Origin of the sequence: Aliiroseovarius sp. S1123 (assembly GCF_023015885.1) — a bacterium.
GTDB lineage: Bacteria > Pseudomonadota > Alphaproteobacteria > Rhodobacterales > Rhodobacteraceae > Aliiroseovarius.
Map to the genome: position 1 here is coordinate 529,921 of NZ_JALKBE010000002.1, position 20,775 is coordinate 550,695.

The 20,775-nt window shown below is 60.7% G+C and carries 17 protein-coding genes; 12 read left to right on the plus strand and 5 right to left on the minus strand.

Annotation, left to right across the window (positions count from 1 at the left end):
* The first annotated feature begins 16 nt into the window (after positions 1–16).
* The 9 genes from MWU53_RS06035 to MWU53_RS06075 all read left to right on the plus strand — a co-directional run bounded on the left by MWU53_RS06035 (position 17) and on the right by MWU53_RS06075 (position 8,347).
* Positions 17–457 carry a paraquat-inducible protein A gene (locus MWU53_RS06035; protein ID WP_247091417.1) on the plus strand — a complete coding sequence of 147 codons (441 nt, stop codon included), beginning with the start codon at positions 17–19 and terminating at the stop codon, positions 455–457.
* 54 nt (positions 458–511) lie between these two features.
* Entirely contained in the window at positions 512–1,879 is a 1,368-nt protein-coding gene (radA, locus tag MWU53_RS06040; protein WP_247091419.1) for a DNA repair protein RadA, read from the plus strand.
* 51 nt (positions 1,880–1,930) lie between these two features.
* Entirely contained in the window at positions 1,931–2,512 is a 582-nt protein-coding gene (locus MWU53_RS06045) for a CvpA family protein (protein ID WP_247091421.1), read from the plus strand.
* A gap of 173 nt (positions 2,513–2,685) precedes the next feature.
* Positions 2,686–4,137 carry an amidophosphoribosyltransferase gene (purF, locus tag MWU53_RS06050; protein ID WP_247091783.1) on the plus strand — a complete coding sequence of 484 codons (1,452 nt, stop codon included), beginning with the start codon at positions 2,686–2,688 and terminating at the stop codon, positions 4,135–4,137.
* 41 nt (positions 4,138–4,178) lie between these two features.
* On the plus strand, positions 4,179–4,739 hold the full coding sequence (locus MWU53_RS06055; protein ID WP_247091422.1) for a DUF2199 domain-containing protein: 561 nt from the start codon (positions 4,179–4,181) through the stop codon (positions 4,737–4,739).
* Positions 4,740–4,787: 48 nt separating this feature from the next.
* Positions 4,788–5,441 (plus strand): SDR family oxidoreductase, encoded by a 654-nt coding sequence (locus MWU53_RS06060; protein WP_247091423.1) that lies wholly within the window; start codon positions 4,788–4,790, stop codon positions 5,439–5,441.
* A 130-nt stretch (positions 5,442–5,571) separates the two neighbouring features.
* Positions 5,572–6,369 (plus strand): 5'/3'-nucleotidase SurE, encoded by a 798-nt coding sequence (gene surE / locus MWU53_RS06065; protein ID WP_247091424.1) that lies wholly within the window; start codon positions 5,572–5,574, stop codon positions 6,367–6,369.
* A complete protein-coding gene (locus MWU53_RS06070) occupies positions 6,366–7,034 on the plus strand; it encodes a protein-L-isoaspartate(D-aspartate) O-methyltransferase (protein WP_247091425.1) in 669 nt (222 codons plus the stop codon). Before surE ends, MWU53_RS06070 begins: the two co-directional genes overlap by 4 nt.
* A gap of 122 nt (positions 7,035–7,156) precedes the next feature.
* Complete coding sequence (locus MWU53_RS06075; protein ID WP_247091426.1) at positions 7,157–8,347, plus strand: M23 family metallopeptidase; 1,191 nt, start codon at positions 7,157–7,159, stop codon at positions 8,345–8,347.
* A gap of 116 nt (positions 8,348–8,463) precedes the next feature.
* On the opposite strand, the gene der is transcribed toward MWU53_RS06075, so the two are convergent.
* The 3 genes from der to MWU53_RS06090 form a co-directional block, all read right to left on the minus strand.
* Entirely contained in the window at positions 8,464–9,924 is a 1,461-nt protein-coding gene (gene der, locus MWU53_RS06080; protein ID WP_247091427.1) for a ribosome biogenesis GTPase Der, read from the minus strand.
* Between the two features lie 47 nt (positions 9,925–9,971).
* Complete coding sequence (locus MWU53_RS06085) at positions 9,972–11,321, minus strand: PQQ-binding-like beta-propeller repeat protein (RefSeq protein ID WP_348647027.1); 1,350 nt, start codon at positions 11,319–11,321, stop codon at positions 9,972–9,974.
* Between the two features lie 61 nt (positions 11,322–11,382).
* A complete protein-coding gene (locus MWU53_RS06090; protein ID WP_247091428.1) occupies positions 11,383–12,021 on the minus strand; it encodes a hypothetical protein in 639 nt (212 codons plus the stop codon).
* Positions 12,022–12,222: 201 nt separating this feature from the next.
* On the opposite strand from MWU53_RS06090, the gene MWU53_RS06095 reads away from it, so the two are divergent.
* Positions 12,223–13,455 carry an HlyD family efflux transporter periplasmic adaptor subunit gene (locus tag MWU53_RS06095; protein WP_247091429.1) on the plus strand — a complete coding sequence of 411 codons (1,233 nt, stop codon included), beginning with the start codon at positions 12,223–12,225 and terminating at the stop codon, positions 13,453–13,455.
* Positions 13,452–17,210 carry an efflux RND transporter permease subunit gene (locus MWU53_RS06100; protein ID WP_247091430.1) on the plus strand — a complete coding sequence of 1,253 codons (3,759 nt, stop codon included), beginning with the start codon at positions 13,452–13,454 and terminating at the stop codon, positions 17,208–17,210. Before MWU53_RS06095 ends, MWU53_RS06100 begins: the two co-directional genes overlap by 4 nt.
* A gap of 52 nt (positions 17,211–17,262) precedes the next feature.
* Here MWU53_RS06100 and MWU53_RS06105 read toward each other — a convergent pair whose 3' ends face one another.
* Positions 17,263–19,089: an ABC transporter ATP-binding protein/permease gene (locus tag MWU53_RS06105; protein WP_247091432.1), complete on the minus strand. Its 1,827-nt coding sequence runs from the start codon at positions 19,087–19,089 to the stop codon at positions 17,263–17,265.
* A gap of 84 nt (positions 19,090–19,173) precedes the next feature.
* Here MWU53_RS06105 and MWU53_RS06110 point away from each other — a divergent pair, with 84 nt between their 5' ends.
* Positions 19,174–19,503, plus strand: coding sequence for a metalloregulator ArsR/SmtB family transcription factor (locus MWU53_RS06110; RefSeq protein ID WP_247091435.1), 330 nt, complete (start codon positions 19,174–19,176; stop codon positions 19,501–19,503).
* Between the two features lie 124 nt (positions 19,504–19,627).
* On the opposite strand, the gene MWU53_RS06115 is transcribed toward MWU53_RS06110, so the two are convergent.
* On the minus strand, positions 19,628–20,764 hold the full coding sequence (locus MWU53_RS06115) for an Ig-like domain-containing protein (RefSeq protein WP_247091438.1): 1,137 nt from the start codon (positions 20,762–20,764) through the stop codon (positions 19,628–19,630).
* Positions 20,765–20,775 lie beyond the last annotated feature (11 nt).

Sequence of the window (20,775 nt, forward strand, 5' to 3'; positions counted from 1 at the left end):
AGCTTTCATTGTCCTCATGAAACTGCGTTACCTCAACCTCGCCCTCCTGATCGCTTTCCCCATCGCATGGTTCGCGCCGCTCATGCATGCGGGTATCAACCTACCGCTCTTTGGCTTGAAAGAGGTCAGCGTGATCTCGGGCCTACAGGCGCTGTGGGAGACAGACGTTTTGCTGGCCCTGCTCGTCACATTCTTTGCGGTCTTTGCCCCGATCATGAAAGTGCTGGGACTGGCCCTGATCCAGTTCGGCATGATGCGCCGCCGGATGCTGCCCGCGTTTAACATCTTGGGTAAACTGGCGATGGCTGATGTCTTCCTGATCGCGCTCTATATCGTGATCGTGAAAGGCGTGGGCTTGGCGAAGATCGAGACCGGCTGGGGCCTGTATCTGTTCACCGCCTGCATCCTGACGTCGATCTGGCTGAGCTTCGCGACAGCGAAACGGCAAAAAGCCTGACGCAGCAGCCTCCTACCCCTTGCGCATGCGGTCCCAACCGGGCAGAAATTCCGCATGGCAAAAGCTCAGAAAATCTTCACCTGTTCGGCCTGCGGTGCCAGCTCTTCGAAATGGTCCGGGCGTTGCGAAGCCTGCGGTGAATGGAACTCCATTCAGGAAGACGCTCCGCTCAGTGCTGGTCCAGCCTCGAAATCTTTGGGTGGCAAGCGCGGGGCATCGCTCGCGCTGACTGATTTGTCCACGGAAGAGGCCCCGCCCCCGCGCACCGAATGCGGCATGGGCGAGCTGGACCGCGTGTTGGGCGGGGGGTTGGTTCCCGGTTCAGCCATCCTTGTGGGTGGCGATCCCGGCATCGGCAAATCCACCCTGCTTTTGCAGGCCGCCGCGCGCTTTGCGCAGGCGGGTCTGCCCACGATCTATGTCTCGGGCGAGGAAGCCTCGGCCCAGGTCCGCATGCGTGCCCAGCGATTGGGGCTGACAGATGCGCCGGTGCGACTGGCGGCCGAGACCAATTTGCGCGACATCATGACGACGCTGGACGCGGAACGTCCTGCGCTTGCCATCATCGATTCGATCCAGACCATGTGGGCCGACAATGTGGACAGCGCGCCGGGGTCCGTCAGTCAGGTCCGCGCCGCCGCGCATGAACTGACCACTTTCGCAAAGAAACGCGGGATTTCCGTCGTTCTGGTGGGTCACGTCACCAAGGAAGGCCAAATCGCGGGGCCACGCGTGGTCGAGCACATGGTCGACACCGTGCTTTACTTCGAAGGAGAGCGAGGCCACCAATTCCGTATCCTGCGCGCCGTGAAAAACCGTTTCGGTCCGGCAGATGAAATTGGTGTCTTTGAGATGACAGGCGCAGGCCTTTCCGAAGTCGTGAATCCGTCCGCGCTGTTCCTGTCCGACCGCGAAGATCCCGCCCCCGGATCAGTGGTCTTTGCCGGTATCGAAGGCACCCGCCCGGTTCTGGTTGAACTTCAGGCCCTCGTCGCGCCCTCTCCGCACTCGCAACCGCGCCGGTCGGTTTTGGGCTGGGACAGCGGGCGCCTGGCCATGATCCTTGCTGTGTTGGAAGCACGCTGCGGCATCCCCTTTGCCGGGCTTGATGTATACCTAAACGTCGCGGGCGGCATGAAAATCTCGGAACCCGCGGCCGATCTGGCTGTGGCGGCGGCGCTACTTTCCGCGCGCGAGGACGCCGCGATCCCCAAAGATACTGTGGTTTTTGGCGAAATCAGTCTATCAGGGGCCCTGAGGCCCGTTGGCCAGACCGAAAACCGGTTGAAAGAAGCGCAAAAACTTGGTTTCACGTCTGCGATAGCGCCAACACGCAGCAAGATCGGCTCGGGCTCCGGGCTGACCATACAGAAGATGTCGGACCTGACCGGGTTCGTCGGAGACATATTCGGGGCCGGATAGGCCCAACAACAGGGACGGTATCGGGCCAAGACCCGAACCGAAGTGACGAACATGGAAGGTTTCACGCTGATTGACGGGATCGTGGCAGCGGTCATTCTTATCTCGGCAATTCTGGCATATTCGCGCGGCTTCGTGCGCGAAGGCATGTCGATCCTGGGTTGGATCGCGGCAGCCGTTCTGGCCTATATCTTTGCCCCGCGCGCCCTGCCGCTGATCAAGGAAATCCCGGTTCTGAAAGACTTCATCGCCGACAGCTGCGAGCTGTCGATGATTGCGGCCTTCGCAGGCGTCTTTGCCTTGGCGCTGGTGGTCGTATCGATCTTTACACCGCTGTTTTCCTCGGCCGTGCAACGCTCGGCGCTTGGCGGTCTGGATCAGGCGCTTGGCTTCATCTTTGGTGTGCTGCGTGGCCTTGTTCTGGTGGCGATTGCGCTGGTCGTTTATGACCGCATCGTGACGACCGACACCATTCCGATGGTGGATGACAGCCGCACCGCCAAGATCTTCGCCCGCACGCAGGATCGCATCAACGAACAGATCCCCGAGGACGCCCCCGGCTGGATCGTTGGCAAGTATGAAGAGCTAGTCGGCGCCTGCTCGGGCGGATTGCCAACCACCGAAAGCAGCAATTGATCCATTCACAACGCGCCCAAGGGCGCGTTGTTTCACTTCGGGGCCTGAATTAATCGCCCCGGCAATGTGATAGTTTGATGACACGGCGTGACCTGTCCAGTAAGAGAGGCCCAACGCCACGGAATCGGAGACCGCTGCTCATGTCCGACACCTCGCCCGCCTGCCCTTCCACCATGCCATTCGCGCATCCGTTTGATGACGACAAGCTGAAGGAGGAGTGCGGCGTATTCGGCGTAATCGGCCTGAAAGACGCTGCAAACTTCGTCGCCCTTGGTCTGCACGCCCTGCAGCACCGCGGACAAGAAGCGGGCGGCATCGTCTGCCACGATCCAGTTGAAGGCTTCAACTCGGCCCGCCGCTTTGGCTATGTGCGTGACAACTTCACTAAGGCCAGCGTGATGGAAACCCTGCCCGGTCCGCTTGCTATTGGCCATGTGCGCTATTCCACTGCCGGTTCGAAAGGCGCTGTCATCCGCGACGTACAGCCCTTCTTTGGCGAGTTTTCGATGGGTGGCGCCGCGATTGCCCATAACGGCAACATCACCAATGCCAACGCCCTGCGCAAAGAACTGATCGAGCGCGGTTCAATTTTCCAAAGTTCGTCGGATAGTGAATGCATCATTCACCTGATGGCGCGCTCGCTGCAACGTACCATCCCCGAACGGATGGAAGATGCGCTGCGCCGTGTCGAGGGTGCGTTCTCGGTCGTTGCGATGACCCGCACCAAGCTGATGGGCGTGCGTGACCCGCACGGTGTCCGCCCGCTGGTGCTGGGCAAGCTGGGCGAAGGCTGGGTCCTGTCGTCGGAAACTTGCGCACTGGACATCATCGGCGCCGAGTTCATCCGCGAGATCGCGCCGGGCGAAATGGTCGTCATCACCGACAAGGGCGTTGAAAGCTCTTTCCCCTTCCGCCCGCAGCCCTCGAAATTCTGCATTTTCGAGCACGTCTATTTCTCGCGCCCCGACAGCCTTTACGGCGGTCGCTCGGTCTATGAAACCCGCCGTCAGATTGGCGTGGAACTGGCCCGCGAAACCCCCGTCGAGGCCGATCTGGTCTGTCCGATCCCGGACAGCGGTGTACCGTCGGCCATCGGCTATAGTCAGGAAAGCGGCATTCCCTATGCACTGGGCATCATCCGCAACCAGTATATGGGCCGAACCTTTATCGAGCCGACCGAGCAGATCCGCAACATGGGTGTGCGTCTGAAACTGAACGTGAACCGCGCGCTGATCCGTGGTAAACGCGTTATTCTGGTGGATGACAGCGTGGTGCGCGGCACCACAACCCGCAAGATCAAAGAGATGTTGCTGGACGCAGGCGCCAAGGAAGTCCACTTCCGCATTGCCTCGCCCCCCACCGCATGGCCCTGTTTCTACGGCGTCGACACGCCCAACCGCGACAAACTTCTGGCCGCTCAGATGACCGAAGACGAGATGTGCGAACATCTTGCCGTGGACAGTCTGAAATTCATCTCGCTCGATGGCCTCTACCGCGCTGTTGGCGAGGCTGAAGGCCGCAAGAAAGACTGCCCGCAATATTGCGACGCGTGTTTCTCGGGCGAATATCCGGTCAGGCCTGCGGACCAGATCGAAAAAGGGTTCGAGCTGAAGGCGGCGGAGTAGTGAAGTTTCTGGAACGCTTCTTTCAGAAAGGGTCTGAGGACTTGTCCAAGGACCCTCGCTGGAGGCGTTTCAATGACAACTCCTACAATTGCCCCTGCTGCGAACGCAGCTTTTCCGGCATTTTCGACATCGGCTTTGACCACCCTGACCCTTGGCCCCACGGGCATCGTGGTGCAAGCGGTCAAGACGAACTGATCGTGGGCGAGGACCGTCTTGGTACGGACCTGTGCAGGTTTGATGGCCATCTGTTTGTCAGGTCGGTTTTGTACCTCCCGGTCAGGGGAAGTGGCGAACGGTTCGGCTTCGGATGCTGGGGATCGCTAAGCGACGAAAACTTCGATACCTACGTAGAGGACACTCTCGGGGAAGCCGTGTTCGAAGGGGCTTTTTCGTGGCTCGCCAACAGCTTGCCCTGTTTCGAAAGTACCGATCCCCTGCCCTGCAACATGACGCCTGGCGCGGAAGGACAGCGGCCGTCGCTGTGGGTCCAGGAAGGCCACCCGCTATTCGAAGCCCAGCAAGACGGGATCAGCTTCGACACCCTGCTTGATATTTATGAGAAGACCGGGAGTGACTTGCGCCCACACCTATCCGACGCGTAGACGTTTCCCGCACTCGACAATCCTCTTAGACACCGTTAAGCCGCCCCTATGACCGATACACAGAAAATCGCCCTCGTAACCGGTGCATCCCGTGGCCTTGGGGCCGCCCTTGCGCTGGAGCTATCCAAAACTCATCACGTTGTGGCCGTGGGCCGCACCACCGGTGCGTTGGAAGAGCTGGATGACAAGATCAAGGCTGCCGGAGGCTCTGCCACGCTGGCACCGATGGATGTGACCAACAAGGACGCGATGGCGCATCTGTGCCGCTCGATCCATGACCGTTGGGGACCGATTGATGTCTGGGCGCATACGGCGATTTACGGCCCAGCCCTGATGCCAACCCCTGATCTGGACGACAAGGGCTGGACGCAGGCGTGGAACACCAATGTCGAAGCGACGCGCAATCTGATCTTCATGGTAAATGCGCTGATGACGGATGACAGCACGGCGCTGTTCTTTGCCGATGACCACGCGGGCGAGAAGTTCTTTGCAGGCTACGGCGCCACCAAGGCCGCCCAAGTCGCCATGGTGCGTAGCTGGGCAGCGGAAAACGCCAATATCGGCCCGCGCGTGATCGTGGCGGAACCCAAACCGTTGGCAACCTCGATGCGCGGTCGGTTCTTCCCCGGCGAAGATCGCAGCAGCTTGGCCTCGGTCGAAGATGAAGCCAAGCGCATCCTGTCCGAGGCGCACCTCGCCTAAACGCTGACCTGATCGCAACGGTTTTCACTTCCTAGCCCTAACTATGCCCGCTGCGCTTGCTGCACCGGCGTGCCTGCCCTATTGAATGGCAAAAGGCCACCAAATCTGGGCTGGGCGGAAAGGGCGAACCATGCGCATTCTCATCACCAATGACGACGGGATCAACGCTCCGGGCCTGAAAGTGGCCGAAGCCATCGCCCATCAGGTCGCGCAAGACTTGGCAGGTGAGAAGGCCGAGATCTGGACCGTCGCCCCAGCCTTCGAACAGTCCGGCGTGGGCCACTGCATTTCCTACACCAGCCCGTTCATGATCGCTGAACTTGCCCCGCGCCGCTTCGCCGCCGAAGGCAGCCCCGCCGACTGTGTGCTGGCCGCGCTTTATGACGTGATGCCCGAGCGACCTGATCTTGTGATTTCGGGCGTAAACCGCGGCAACAACTCGGCCGAGAACGCGCTTTATTCCGGCACGCTGGGGGCCGCGATGGAGGCTGCCCTGCAAGGACTTCCCGCCATTGCGCTGTCGCAATACATGGGCGTTGGCACTAAGGATCTGGACAGCGTGTTTCAAGCCGCCTCCCGCTTCGGGCCCGAGATCGTGCGCAAGCTGGTCGAAAACGGTCCGTGGGACAAAGGCAGCAACTATCCGATCTTCTACAACGTGAACTTCCCACCTGTTGCCGCCGATCTGGTCAAGGGCATACGCTCTGCCCCGCAAGGTTGGCGCCATGACGCGTTCTTCGGAGCCGAGGCACATCACAGCCCGTCGGGTCGCAAATTCCTGTGGATCAAGGGCGGACCGCAAGCCACGCCATCTGAACCCGGCATGGACCTGACTCTGAACCTTGAAGGTTATGTCTCGGTCACGCCGATGCGGGCGGACCTGACTGCGCATGATCATCTTTCCACGCTCGAGGGTCTGTTTGAATGAACCAAGCTGACGGACAAGCCCCCGTTGCATGGGACGCGGAACAGAAAATGCAGTTCCTATTCGCACTGCGCTCAAAGGGCGTGACAAACCCGCGCGTGTTATCCGCGATGGAGGAGATCGACCGCGGCCCCTTCGTGCGCGGGGTCTTTGCCAAACGCGCCTACGAGGACATGCCCCTGCCGATTGCCTGCGGGCAGACAATCTCGCAGCCATCGGTCGTGGGGTTGATGACGCAGGCGGCCAATATTTCGCCCCGCGACAAGGTGCTCGAACTGGGGACCGGGTCCGGCTATCAGGCTGCGATCCTGTCGAAGCTTGCACGCCGGGTCTATACCATCGACCGCCACCGCCGCCTTGTGGCCGAAGCACGCGAGCTGTTCGAGGCGATGGACCTACACAACATCACCGCAATTACCGGCGACGGATCGCGCGGTCTGCCCGATCAGGCCCCGTTTGACCGCATCATTGTCACGGCAGCCGCCGAAGACCCGCCCAGTCCGCTCTTGGCGCAGCTGGCGGTTGGCGGTATCATGATCGTACCGGTAGGGCAGTCAGATGCAGTGCAAAGCCTGATCAAGGTCACAAGAACCGAGACAGGGTTTGACTATGACGAACTTCTGCCGGTACGGTTCGTACCCCTTTTGGAAGGGCTGGGGCGCGAGTGACAATTTTTCCCGCGACGGCGGGTTCCGGTTGGGATATTCCAGCCACATCATGACAAGGCCCGCAAAAAGGGTCACATGCAGAGCCTGACAAACAGGCCCATGAATTGAGGAAGAGACGAGCAATGCCACTCCACAGCACACCTGCGTGCCTGTCCCGCCATGTAACGTCGCGCGCCAACCAGCGCAGCGGGGCCAAAACACGTGCGACACTTCTTTTGGGAACTTTTCTGGCGCTTTCTGCCTGCGGAAATTTCGACATGGATTTCCGGGGTTTGGCGGGGGGGGATCTGTCCACCTCACAAGCTGCGCAATCTGCCGGCACCGCCCAACGCCCCCGCGCCGACAATCGCGGCGTGATTTCCTATCCCGGCTATCAAGTAGCGCTGGCCAATCGCGGTGACACCGTCGCCGATGTAGCCGGCCGGATCGGCATGAGCCCCGCTGAACTTGGCCGCTATAACGGTCTGGCGCTGGACGCGCCGCTTCGCGAAGGCGAGCTTCTGGCCCTACCCCGCCGCGTGGCAGAACCTGCGGGTGGCGTGATCAAACCCGAGGGCGAGATTAACATCACGACACTGGCAGGCGATGCCATTGACCGCGCGGGCAACACGCCGGCGACGGCAGCGACATCTAAGGTTTCGGGGGAACAACCGCTGCGCCACCGCGTTGAACGCGGCGAAACAGCCTATTCGATCGCGCGCAGCTATGGCGTATCGGTTCGGTCGCTGGCAGATTGGAACGGGCTGGGATCAAACCTGACCGTGCGCGAAGGCCAACATCTGTTGATCCCGGTAAAGGTCGCTGCCCCGGTGAAAGAGACGCGGATTGCGCAACCTGGCAAGGGATCGGCCACCCCGACCCCGCCATCGGCTGCAGAAGCGCTGCCGAAGGACGAGGTGAAGCGCCCTGCTCCGAAGGCGCCCGAGGCCCCGAAATTGGCGGACACTCGCACTCAGGCGAGCGCATCCCAGATGTCCTTGCCGGTCGCGGGCAAAGTGACCAGCGCATTTGACGCCGAGAAAGCGGGATACATCCTGATCTCGGCCAAGCCGGGTGACCCGGTCAAAGCCGCCGCCAGCGGCACGGTGCGGTTGGTATCGAAAGACGTCGAAGGCGAAGAGATCGTAGTGATCGACCACGGAAATGGCACGCAGACGGCCTATAGCTTCATTTCCGGCATCACCGTGAAGAAGGGTCAAAAAGTTAAGCGTGGACAGCAGATCGCCGTGGCGACCAAGAACAGGTATAACGCGATCCAGTTCCTTGTCTTCAAAGGCACGGAACCTGTGGATCCGATGCCGTATCTGAACTGAATTAAAGGGGCTCTGCCCCTCGCCCCGTTCGGGGCTCACCCCGGGATATTTATGACAAGAAAAAGGGGCGCCAATGCCAGGCGCCCCGTTTCTGTTGCGGTGTTCTAGCGCAGAATCTATTCGTCAGCGCGGCCTTTTCCAAGGTGCTTGCGCAGGCGCGACGGCGTTGACTTCTTGCGGTTTTTATAGGGGTTTTTGTCCCCCTGCCCGCGCATGGTCAGGCGAATGGGCGTGCCCGGCATGTCAAAGTCTTCACGCAGCCCGTTGACCAGATAGCGCGAGTAGCTGTCGGGCAGTTTGTCAGGGTGCGAGCACATGACAATGAACCCCGGTGGGCGGGTCTTGGCCTGTGTCATATAGCGAAGCTTGATGCGGCGGCCACCCGGAGCGGGGGGCGGGTGCGCCGAGACCATCTCGGCCAGCCAGCCGTTCAAATGCGCGGTCTTCACGCGGCGGTTCCACACGTCATAGGCGCGCATGACGGCCTCGTGCAGGCGATCCATGCCCCGCCCCGTCTTGGCCGAGATCGTGATCAGCGGCGCGCCACGCAGCTGCGGCAGAAGACGGTTAAAGGCTTCCAGAAGGCCTTTTAGCTTGGCCTGCTTCTCGGGCTCAACGTCCCATTTATTCACGGCGATGACGACAGCGCGGCCTTCGCGTTCAGCCAAGTCAGCGATGCGCAGGTCTTGCTGTTCAAAGGGAATGGCAGCGTCCAACAGAACGACGACCACTTCTGCGAACTTCACTGCGCGCAGGCCGTCAGATACCGACAGCTTTTCAAGCTTTTCCTGCACCTTGGCGCGTTTGCGCATCCCTGCTGTGTCGAAAATCCGGGTTGGCGTACCGTTCCAGTCGAACTTCAGTGAAATCGAGTCGCGGGTGATCCCGGCCTCGGGTCCGGTCAACAGACGTTCTTCACCGATCAGCTTGTTGATCAGCGTCGACTTCCCCGCATTCGGACGGCCAATGACGGCGACCTGAAGCGGCTTTTCGTTGGTGGGAATCTTGGGCGCATCTTCGTCACTGTCCGCATCGATGTCCACTTCGGTCTCGGGGGCAGTTTCAGCGGCACGGGCTTCGAACTCTTCCGCGATGGGCTGCAGAGCAGACAGCAGTTCGCCCATGCCTTCGCCATGTTCGGCGGACATGCGGACCGGTTCACCAAGGCCCAGAGAATACGCCTCGATCACACCAGCGTCGGCGGCTTTGCCTTCGGCCTTGTTGGCGCCCAAAATGACGTGAGCATTTTTGCGACGCAGGATGTCGGCGAACACTTCGTCTGCAGGCAGGATCCCAACGCGCCCGTCCACGAGGAACAGGCAGGCATCGGCCATTTCCACCGCGCGTTCAGTCAGGCGACGCATCCGGCCCTGAAGGCTTTCATCTGTCGCTTCTTCAAGCCCGGCGGTGTCGATCACGGTAAAACGCAGCTCGCCCAGCCGTGCTTCGCCCTCGCGCAGGTCACGGGTCACGCCCGGCTGGTCATCCACCAGCGCAAGACGCTTTCCAACCAGTCGGTTGAATAGGGTGGATTTGCCCACGTTAGGGCGCCCCACAATGGCAAGGGTGAAGCTCATTTTGCTCTCCGGGTCAGATCAAGCGCCCCGCATACACGGTTTTTGGGTCAGCGCAAAGCCAGAAGTTTGCCGTCGCGCGCGACCACATATGCAACACCGTTCACGACCACAGGACGTGTGGCGGCACCACCAGGAAGCGCAACCTGCGAAATCAGGCTGCCATCCTCGGGGTTAAAGCCGCGCATGATCCCGTCCGACGACGCGACCCACAACTTGCCACCCGCCAGAATTGGTCCGAGATTAGCGTGGATGCGTTTGATTTTGCGTATTTTTTCCTTGGTGAAGTACGGAAGACGCGTGCCCCAAATGCGTTCTCCGGTGCTTGCGTCGAGACGCACAAGCTCGTTCTCGTCCGAAACAAGGAAGACCGAGCCGCCAGTGACCCAGACAGGGCTGACAGCACCCTCTTTCGCGGTCCACAAGCGTTCGCCCGACAGGTTCAGCGCAACTGTGCGCCCGGCCGAGTTGCCCGAATAGATTACGCCGTTCTTCACGACGGGCTCACCCGTAATGTCGGTGACCTGCGTATAGGCGCGGCCCACACGTTCGCCAGCAATCAGACTGGACCATGTGCGCGTCCCGCCCTTTTTCAGGGCGGCCACGATTTCGCCCGAGGCGAAGGGCAGCAGAACCACGCGGTCGGTCACCGCAGGCGAAGAAACCCCGACAACGCCGTCCGTGCTTGGGGTGCCGGTCAAACGCCATTTCACCTTGCCGGTTGCCGCGTCCATCGCCCAAGCGGTGTTGTCGCGGCTGACCACATAGACCAGACCACCCACGGCGGCGGGCGCGCCTGATCCGGGCGCATCCATGCGTTGCTGCCATTTTACATTACCGGTCGCGGCATCCAGAGCGGATACGATGCCAAAGCCAGAGGACACAAACAGTGTGCCATTCGCAAAGGCCAGACCACCTCCCGAAGCATCATCCGAACGGTCCGACGCCGGTGTCAGGTCCCGCGCCCAAAGGCTTGCCCCCGCGGTCGAGGTCGCCACCACCTGCGCGCGGCTATCCAGCGTGAAGATCCGGCCATCTGCGACCACGGGCTCGGCCGTGATGCGGTGCTTGCGATCATTGCCCTGACCAATCGAGGCGCTCCAGATCAGTTGCGGGTTCGCTGATAATGCAGCGTGCTGTACCTGATGCGACGGCGATCCGCCCAAATGAGTCCAATTTGCATGGTTCACCGCAGCCGGCAAGCGGATGGCGCGCGGACCATCTTGCTGAGCAGCGTCGCTGCGCGCTGCGGTGGCCGCGGCGGCGGCATCGGCCCCAAGGGTCTGGGGGTTCGGGCTGCGAAGTTCTTCACGCTCGCCTGGAAGGATGTATTCCGGCGTGGAGCAGGCTGCCAGAATGCTCATCGAAGTCAGAAGCGCGGCGCTGAATTTGAATTTCACGTTAACCCCCTAAAAGGACTCTTATAAATTTCATCAAAGGCTTGTGGCAAAAACCTGATGATCAGGATGCCTCTGGCGTGCCTCCAAGTGCAACAATCAACTGAGTTGCCCGGCGACGCAAGGCTGTCGTGGCTTCATCGTCCAGCAGAAGTCCCTGCAAACGGCTGAGAGCCCCATCTTTGTCACCCGCGCGCAGCTCAGCCAAGGCCAATGCCTCTTCCCCAAGAACTCGATAGGGTGCACCGGCCACAACGACCGGGGCCAAAAGACTGCGCACCTCGTCCAGCGACACAGCATCATCCTGCATCTGCGCCAGACGCAGCATGGCGAGGTGGCGGAAGTGATCGGGAAGCGACGCGTCAGCGGCAATCTGCCCCAGCGCATCGGCGGAAACATCGCCATCATCGCCCGACAGAAGCAGGTTCAGAACGGCGTTCTGTGCGCCCTCTCCCGCGACCCCCTGAAGGGCTGCGATTCTTTGCTGCGGGTCTTCGATGCCTTCTGCCTCGAGAATGGCGTTGCCAAACGCTTGCGCGGCGGACCGCTCGCTTGCCTTGCGCCACTCGTTATAGGCCGCACCGCCCACCACAGCGACCACAGCCACAACCGCGATCCAGCCATAGCGCCGCATCATGCCATAAAGCTTGTCCCGGCGAACCTCTTCGCTCACTTCATCGATGAAACTGTCTGTGTCGCTCACGGGTTTGCCTCCGATTTCAGTCGCTTTCTTTTGCCCCAACGAAGCCCCAATGCCAAGGGGCATCAACCTGCTGGCGCGATAAAGCAGTTTTGGCGATCTTCACGATCACAAACCGTGATAAAGTTCACCTAGGGGCAATCTTGTTACCGCGAACAGGAATACCTATGTTCAAACGCAAAACATTACCCATCAGGAGGGGTCATGCGCCTATTCCCTATTTTGACCGCATTACTGGTCGTTGCAGGCTTGTTCATGCTTGTGTTCCAGCGCGACACCTTAGACGAAGCTGCCGGTGTGGCAGACACTTCCGACATTGCGGCGGAAACCGAAACCGAGGCGGGTGCCGATGACCAAACAGGTTTGTCGGTTGTCGTTTTGAAATCCACTGCCCGTGAGATCGAGACCCCAATCGTCATCCGGGGCCGGACCGAAGCCACCCGCCGGGTCGAGCTTCGCGCCGAGACCTCGGGGCAGGTTGTGTCGGATAAACTGGCCAAAGGCTCGACCGTAGCCAAGGGCGACGTGATGTGCCGCCTTGATCCGGGCACCAGGGACGCCAGCCTTGCCGAAGCGAAGGCGCGTCTGGCTGAAGCCAAGGCCCGTGCCCCCGAAGCCGAGGCCCGCGTAATCGAAGCGCAGGCCCGTTTGGACGAAGCCACGATTAACCTGACCGCTGCCGAGAAACTCTCAGAGGGTGGATTTGCATCGGACACCCGTGTGGCCAATGCCCGCGCAGGCGTCGAAACCGCACGCGCAGGTGTCATTTCAGCCCGGTCGGGTGCCGCCAGCTCCGATGCAGCGATCCAGTCTGCCAGTGCCGCTGTCGCCGGGGCCGAGCGTGAGATTGAACGCCTTGAAATTCGCGCGCCATTTGCGGGCGAATTGGAAACCGATACCGCCGACATCGGAACGCTGCTGCAACCGGGCGCGCTGTGCGTCACACTGGTACAATACGATCCCGTACGTGTGGTGGGCTTTGTGTCCGAGCTTCTGGTTGATCAACTTTCCACAGAGCTTATTGCAAATGTACGTCTGGCCTCGGGTCGTACACTGCAGGGTTCGGTGACCTTCGTGGCCGACACCGCGGATCCCGCCACCCGCACCTTCCGCGTGGACGTCGAGATGCTGCCAACCGAAGGTGAAATCCCCGTTCGCGCCGGTCAAACCGCCGAGATCGTGGTGACTGGCCAAGGCACCGTGGCGCATCTGTTGCCGCAAAGCGCCCTGACGTTGAATGACGATGGCAATCTGGGCGTACGCGTTGCACTGGAAGATAACACCGCCGGGTTCATGCCCGTTACTGTTGTGCGCGACAGCCTGCAAGGGGTCTGGGTCTCGGGTCTGGGGGACGCCGCAGATGTCATCATCATCGGCCACCACTATGTCACTGACGGATCTGCCCTTGCGATCACCTATCAGGAGACCGGGTTATGACCGCCATCATTGACTGGGCCTCGGAACGGGCCCGTATGGTGATCGCTTTCGTGATCCTGTCAGTTCTGGCAGGCACGATTGCCTATGTCTCTTTGCCGAAAGAAGGCGAGCCGGATATCGAAATTCCGGCTCTGTTCGTGTCGGTCCCCTTCCCCGGCATTTCCGCCGCGGATGCCGAACAGCTTCTGGTTCGCCCGATGGAGACCGAACTGGCCGACATTGACGGGTTGAAAACCATGTCCGCCACTGCCGCCGAAGGCTATGCGGGTGTGGCGCTGGAGTTCGAATTCGGTTGGGACAAGACCAAGGTCATGGCGGACGTGCGCGACGCGATGAACAACGCTGAAGCGGATTTCCCGATGGGGGCCGACAGCTATTCGGTGAACGAGATCAACTTCTCGGAATTCCCGATCATCATCGTGAACTTGACCGGCAATGTGCCCGAGCGCACGCTGGTCCAAATCGCCCGCGATCTGCAAGACCGGCTCGAGGCGCTGGACAGCGTGCTGGAAGCGTCGCTGGCAGGCTACCGCGATGAAATGATCGAGGTCGAAATCGACCCCCTGAAACTGGAAGCCTATAACGTCACCGCGGGCGAGCTGATCTCGGTCGTGCAAAACAACAACCAGTTGATCGCAGCCGGGGACATCAAGACGCCCACGGGGTCGACCGCCGTCAAGATCCCCTCGTCCTTTGACGAACTGCAGGACATTTACGACCTGCCCATCAAGGTCAACGAAGACAGTGTTGTCACGCTGGGCGATCTGGCGTCGATCCGCCTGACCTTTGAGGACCGCGAAGGCACTGCCCGATTTAACGGCGATACCACCGTGGCACTTCAGGTCGTCAAACGTAAGGGCTTCAACCTGATCGGCACCGCTGCCGAAGTCCGCAGCATTGTGGACGAAACACGTGAAAATTGGCCGCCAGAACTGCAGAAAGCCGTCTGGGTTGGCGTGTCTAACGACCAATCCATCATCGTGGACAGCATGGTGCGCCAGCTTGAAGGCTCGGTCGTGACGGCGATTGCGCTGGTGATGATCGTGGTTTTGGGCGCCCTAGGCACCCGCCCCGCCCTGCTGGTGGGCTTCGCCATCCCGACCTCGTTCCTTCTGACCTTTGCCCTGTTTGGAGCGCTTGGCGTCACGATCTCGAACATTGTGATGTTCGGCTTGATCCTTGCCGTTGGGATGCTGGTCGATGGGGCCATCGTGGTCGTCGAATATGCCGACAAGAAGATCAAACTGGGCGTTGGCCCCATGCAGGCCTACACAATGGCCGCCAAGCGGATGTTCTGGCCCATCGTCAGCTCGACCGCGACGACGCTATGTGCCTTCCTACCGATGCTGTTCTGGCCCGGCATCCCAGGCCAGTTCATGGGTTGGCTGCCCAAGACGCTGATCTATGTGCTGTCGGCCTCGCTTCTGGTGGCGCTGGTGTACTTGCCAGTGGTCGGCGGGGTTTCAGGTCGGATCAGCCGCCTATTTGGCACGCTATCCAAAGCCCTTTCCTTCGCACCGATCTGGGTGCGCATCCCGCTGGCTGTGATCTTCGCCTATGTGCTGTTCCTGTCCGCCCTGCAACTTCTGAACCCCGGCTATATCTTCGGCGGCACCAGCCCGATCGAGGGCGCAATGGCCATTCTTCCGGGTGCACTGATGTTCCTGATCGGGGCGTCTGGCACATCTATCGCCATGGGCTCGATCGACTGGCATATGCCGTGGCACCGCGAAGACAACCACATCCATGGCGGCTATCAACGCACCAAGTTTGGCCATGTCATTCATTTCATCGCGGGCAACCCGATCATGCCGATCGTCTCGATCGTACTGGTTGTCACTTTCGTGGTTGGCACCTTCATCACCTTCGGTCGCAACAGCCTCGGGGTCGAGTTCTTCACCGACAGCGAGCCCGAGCAAGCCATCGTCTACGTGCGTGGTCGCGGCAATCTGAGCGTCGCCGAGAAAGACGCCATGGTGCGTCAAGCAGAAGAAATCGCGTTAAACACCAAGGGCATCGAAAGCGTCTTTGCCTTTGCTGGTTCGGGTGGCCTGAACCAGAACACCGGCGGGGCGTCCGGCCCGCGTGACACGGTGGGACAGTTGCAGATCGAGCTTGTCGCCTGGGCCGACCGCCCGTCGATCGAGAGGGACGCACCTTTGTTCGGGATCATCCCTTTCAAAGCCCATGAAATCGACCCGGAATATGATGGGGATGCCGTCATGCTGCGGCTGGAAGAACGCCTCAAAACCATCCCCGGCATTCGGATCGAGGTTCTGAACCTGAACCGGGGTCCGGCCTCGGCCAAGCCTGTGCATCTACGCCTCAAGGGCGACAATTGGGACACGCTTCAAGCAGCTACCGAAGTCGCTGTCGCGAAGTTCGAAAGCACGCCCGGCCTGAACGCCATCGAGGACACCCTGCCCCTGCCCGGCATCGACTGGCAGCTTCAAGTCGACGTGGCCGAGGCTGGTCGCTTTGGCACCAACGTCGCCACCGTGGGTGGCATGGTGCAGCTGATCACCAACGGAATCCTACTGGATACGATGCGGGTCGACAGCTCGGACGAGGAAATCGAGATCCGCGTACGGCTGCCGGAAGAAGACCGTGTGCTGTCCACGCTGGACACGCTGCGCCTGCGCACGCCGGGCGGTCTGGTGCCTTTGTCAAACTTCGTCACCCGCACACCGGTGCCCAGTTTCGCGCAGATCGACCGTGTGGATCAAAGCCGCTATTACGACGTAAAAGCCGCAGTAGTCAGTGACCTTGTGCGCCTGACGGATGACAGCGGCTTTGATCAGATCGTTCCGCTGGACGAGGCCGACGCGCTGATGGCCGAAAACGCGGAGTTGACCCGCACCCCCGTCACCCCGGCCGAGCGTATCGCTACGCTGACGGACTGGATCGACTCCACCGGCCTGCCCGATGGTGTGAGCTATGAGTGGACCGGCGATCAGGAAGACGAGGCTGAAAGCCAGGCCTTCCTGGGTCAAGCCTTCATCGGCGCGCTGGGGCTGATGTTCATCATTCTGCTGGCGCAGTTTAACAGCATCTACAACTCGGTGCTGGTGCTGCTGGCGGTGGTCCTGTCGACCACAGGCGTCTTGATCGGAATGATGGTGATGCAACAGCCGTTCTCGATCATCATGACCGGGACCGGGATCGTGGCGCTGGCGGGGATCGTGGTGAACAACAACATCGTCTTGATCGACACCTATCAGGACTATGCGGGCCACATGCCCAAGATCGAGGCGATCACCCGCACCGCCGAGGCACGTATTCGCCCGGTTCTGCTGACCACCATCACCACGATGGCTGGTCTGGCTCCGATGATGTTCGGCCTGTCGCTGGACTTCTTTGGCGGCGGATACTCAATCGACAGCCCGACCGCGCTGTGGTGGAAGCAGCTGGCGACAGCCGTGGTCTTTGGCCTGGGCATCGCAACGGTTCTGACACTGGTCTTCACACCGTCGATGCTGGCGCTTCGCGTCTGGGTCTCTGCAGGCGCATATCGGTCGTTCACGGTTCTGGAAAGCTTGGCCCATAGCTCGGGCCAAATTGCCCGCGACCGGATGCTTGAGAAGGCCGCCAAGAAGCAGGAACTGCACGAGCTGCAATGGGTCGAGGACGAGCCTGCCCCGGCCGAGGACAAAGCTGATCCAGACGTCATCGAGACCCCGCCACCAGCCACAGCCGAGGCGCTGCACACCGAACCGGACCCCAAACCGGGCAGCGGCAAGGCCGCCGCAGAATAAAGAAAAGGCGCGGAGAGTTCCGCGCCTTTTTCGTTTTGGGATGTTGAGTGGATCAGCCTGCCAGAGCTTGCGGCTCTTCCTCGCTCGCCTGACGCGCCCACATCGCGGCGTAGCGGCCGCCATGTTCCAGAAGCTCGTCATGCGTGCCCTGCTCGACAATGACTCCAGCTTCCAGCACCACGATTTCATCCGCGTCCACAATGGTCGACAGGCGGTGCGCGATGGTGATCACCGTGCGCCCCTGCCCCATCTCGCGCAGGCTGTCCTGAATGTCGCGCTCGGTCTGGGTGTCCAAAGCCGAGGTCGCCTCGTCCAACAGCAGGATCGGCGGGTTCTTCAGAAGCGTCCGTGCAATACCCACGCGCTGCTTTTCACCGCCGGACAGCTTCAACCCGCGTTCGCCCACCTGCGTTTGATAGCCCTCGGGCAGTTCCATGATGAAGTCGTGGATCTTGGCGGCCTTCGCGGCAGCCTCAATCTCGGAACGCGAGGCCTCGGGGCGGCCATAGGCGATGTTGTAGAGCACCGTGTCGTTGAACAACACCGTGTCCTGCGGCACCACACCGATTTGCGCATGCAGGCTGTCTTGCGTCACGTCGCGCACATCCTGCCCGTCGATGGACAGGCTTCCACCGTTCACGTCATAGAAGCGGAACAGCAGCCGCCCGATAGTGGATTTCCCCGAACCCGACGGACCAACTATGGCCACGGTTTTCCCTGCCCCCACATCCAGCGACACGCCTTTCAGAATGGGCCGCGCGGCGTCATAGCCGAAATGGACGTCTTTGAAGGACAGCGCCCCACCGGACACTGCAATCTCCGACGCATCTGGCTTGTCGTTGACGTCTGCGGGCTGTTCCAGCAGGTCGAACATCTCGCTCATATCCACCAGCGACTGCCGGATCTCGCGATAGACGGTGCCAAGGAAGTTCAGGGGCATGGTGATCTGGATCATATAGGCGTTCACCATGACAAAATCACCCACGGTAAGCTGGCCGTTCTGAACGCCAATAGCCGCCAAAACCATCACAGCGACCAAACCACCTGTGATCAACAACGCTTGTCCGAAGTTTAGAAATGCCAGCGAATACGAGGTTTTCAATGCCGCCTGTTCATAGCCTGCCATTGCGCCATCATAGCGCGCGGCCTCGCGCTTTTCGGCCCCGAAATACTTGACGGTTTCGAAGTTTAGCAAACTGTCGATGGCCTTTTGGTTGGCGTCCGTGTCCTGATCATTCATCTCTTTGCGGATTTTTACGCGCCATTCGGTGACCTTGAAGGTGAACCAGACATAGGCCCAAATCGTGACCACCACGACGGCCAAATACCAGACGTCAAACGTTACAAATAGGATCAGAGCGATCAGGCCAAGCTCAAGGATCAGCGGTCCCATCGAGAAGAGCATGAAGCGCAGAAGGAATTCGACGCCCTTCACGCCGCGTTCGATAATGCGGCTCAGGCCACCTGTCTTACGCGTGATGTGATAGCGCATGGACAGGCGGTGAATATGGGTGAAGGTCTCGAGCGCCAGCTGGCGCAGCGCCCGTTGCCCTACCCGGGCAAAGATCACGTCGCGCAGCTGCTGGAACCCGTTGGCCATCAAGCGCGCCATGCCATAGGCCAGGGTCAAGCCGACGGCTCCGATCCCAAGCATATACGCAGGCGCCGTGCTATCCCCGGCCAGTTCGTTCACCGCCCAGCCGTAGAACCACGGTGTGGCAACGGCGACCAGTTTGGACAGAAGCAACGCCAGCATCGCCAGCACGACGCGGCGTTTCACCCAAGGGTGCTCGGCAGGCCAAAGATAGGGGGCGACGCGCCGGATGGTGCGCCAGTTGTTGTCCGGAAGCTCGGTCGAGGTGATGCGGCTGGGCGCCATAAGGCTGCTCCTTGCTTATGTGCGATTTGGCGACGACCTAAGGTTGGTCTTGCTTTATTTCAACATTTCATCAATAGTTGAAGCATGGAACAGAGTCGAGTCCTGAAATCCTTGTCTGCCATGGCCCATGACACACGGCTTGAGATCGTGCGTCTGCTGGTGCCGCGTGGCGATGACGGGCTATGCGCCGGAGACATTGCGCAAACGCTAGGGGTGTCAGCCTCGGGCCTGTCTTTTCATTTATCGCAGTTGGAGCAAGCGGGGCTTCTGACCTCGCGCAAGGAAAGCCGGCATGTGATTTATGCAGCGGATCGGGCGGCGCTTGGTGGGGTCATTTCATATCTGCTGAACGATTGCTGCGCAGGTGCCGCCGAGATTTCCGGTTGCATCGCACCCCAAGCGCAGAAGGTTTAAAGGGGCATTGCCCCTCGTCCTTGGCTAGGGCTTCGCCGATTCTCAGGCGAAACTGTCCCCCGGACAGTTTCCAGGAAGCCTTCGAACCCCAGGATACTTCCAGCAAGAAAATAAGAGCGTTGTGTTACTCTGGAATCGAGAAGACCTGCCCCGGATAGATCAGGTCGGGGTCGCGGATCTGATCGCGGTTGGCCTCAAAGACGCGCACATACAGCACCCCTTCCCCCAAATTGTCGCGCGCAATGGCCCATAGGGTTGATCCGGGCTGCACCGTAACGGCCTCAACCCTAGCGCGGGTGTCCGCGGCGGCGGTGGCGGCGGCGATCTGGGCAACGTCCTCGCGCTTGAACGGAGTCTCGGTACGCGAGGTGACGGTGCCGTCAGGGGCAAGCTCGTCCACGCGCAGGGTGTAAATGCCCGCCGCGACATCCGGCAGTGGCAGACGCCATTGGCCATCCTGAGGAATAGGCGCGGTTTTGATCGGCGCATTGTCCAGATAGACCCGCAAAGCTCCGCCACCCGAGGCACGACCAGACAAGGCGACTTCGCCCTGATCATCATATGAAATCGCGTCGATGATGACGTTCTGAACGGTCAGGTCGCCAACCTCGTCCTGCAGGACGGTGATCCCTTGGTCATCTGCAAGCAGCACACGCGGTGCTGCGGGGGCTTCTGCTTCGGTGGGCGCCTCGGGCTGGGCAGGCGCGTCTTCGGCGCCGGCGACTTCTGGCGCCTCTGGTACGGCAGTCGGTGCAGGTGCGCGCGGTTCGATCAGAACGGTTTGCGCTGGGTCTGCATCTGCGACGACCTCGCCTGCATCGTTCATCATCCGCAGGCTGAGCTGGCCGGGCTCGGTGACCTGTAGGTCCAGTAAGGCGACGAAGTTTCCAGCACCGTCTGCGGTGAGCGTTTCGATCGGCGCACCGTTGAAAGACAGTTGCACGGTCGCGCCGGGCTCTGCATGCCCGGCAACCACTGCGCGTCCATCGGGATCAACACGCACGACATCAAAGCCGGGCGCATCGGGGGACGCTGCGGGTTCTGGGGCAGGCTCGGCAGTCGTGCTTTCCGCCGCTGGTGCGACTGGTTGTTCGACCGCAGGTTCTTCCTGTGTGACCTGCGGCGCGTCCGCCGGGTCAGACACCGGTGCCTGTGCACGTTGATCAAAGCTGCAATATCCCAGTGTGGCGACCACGACGGCAGCTCCGACACCAATCCAAATCTTGCCAGCGCCCGCAGCGCCGCCTGACATTTCAGCCATTTACATCCCCT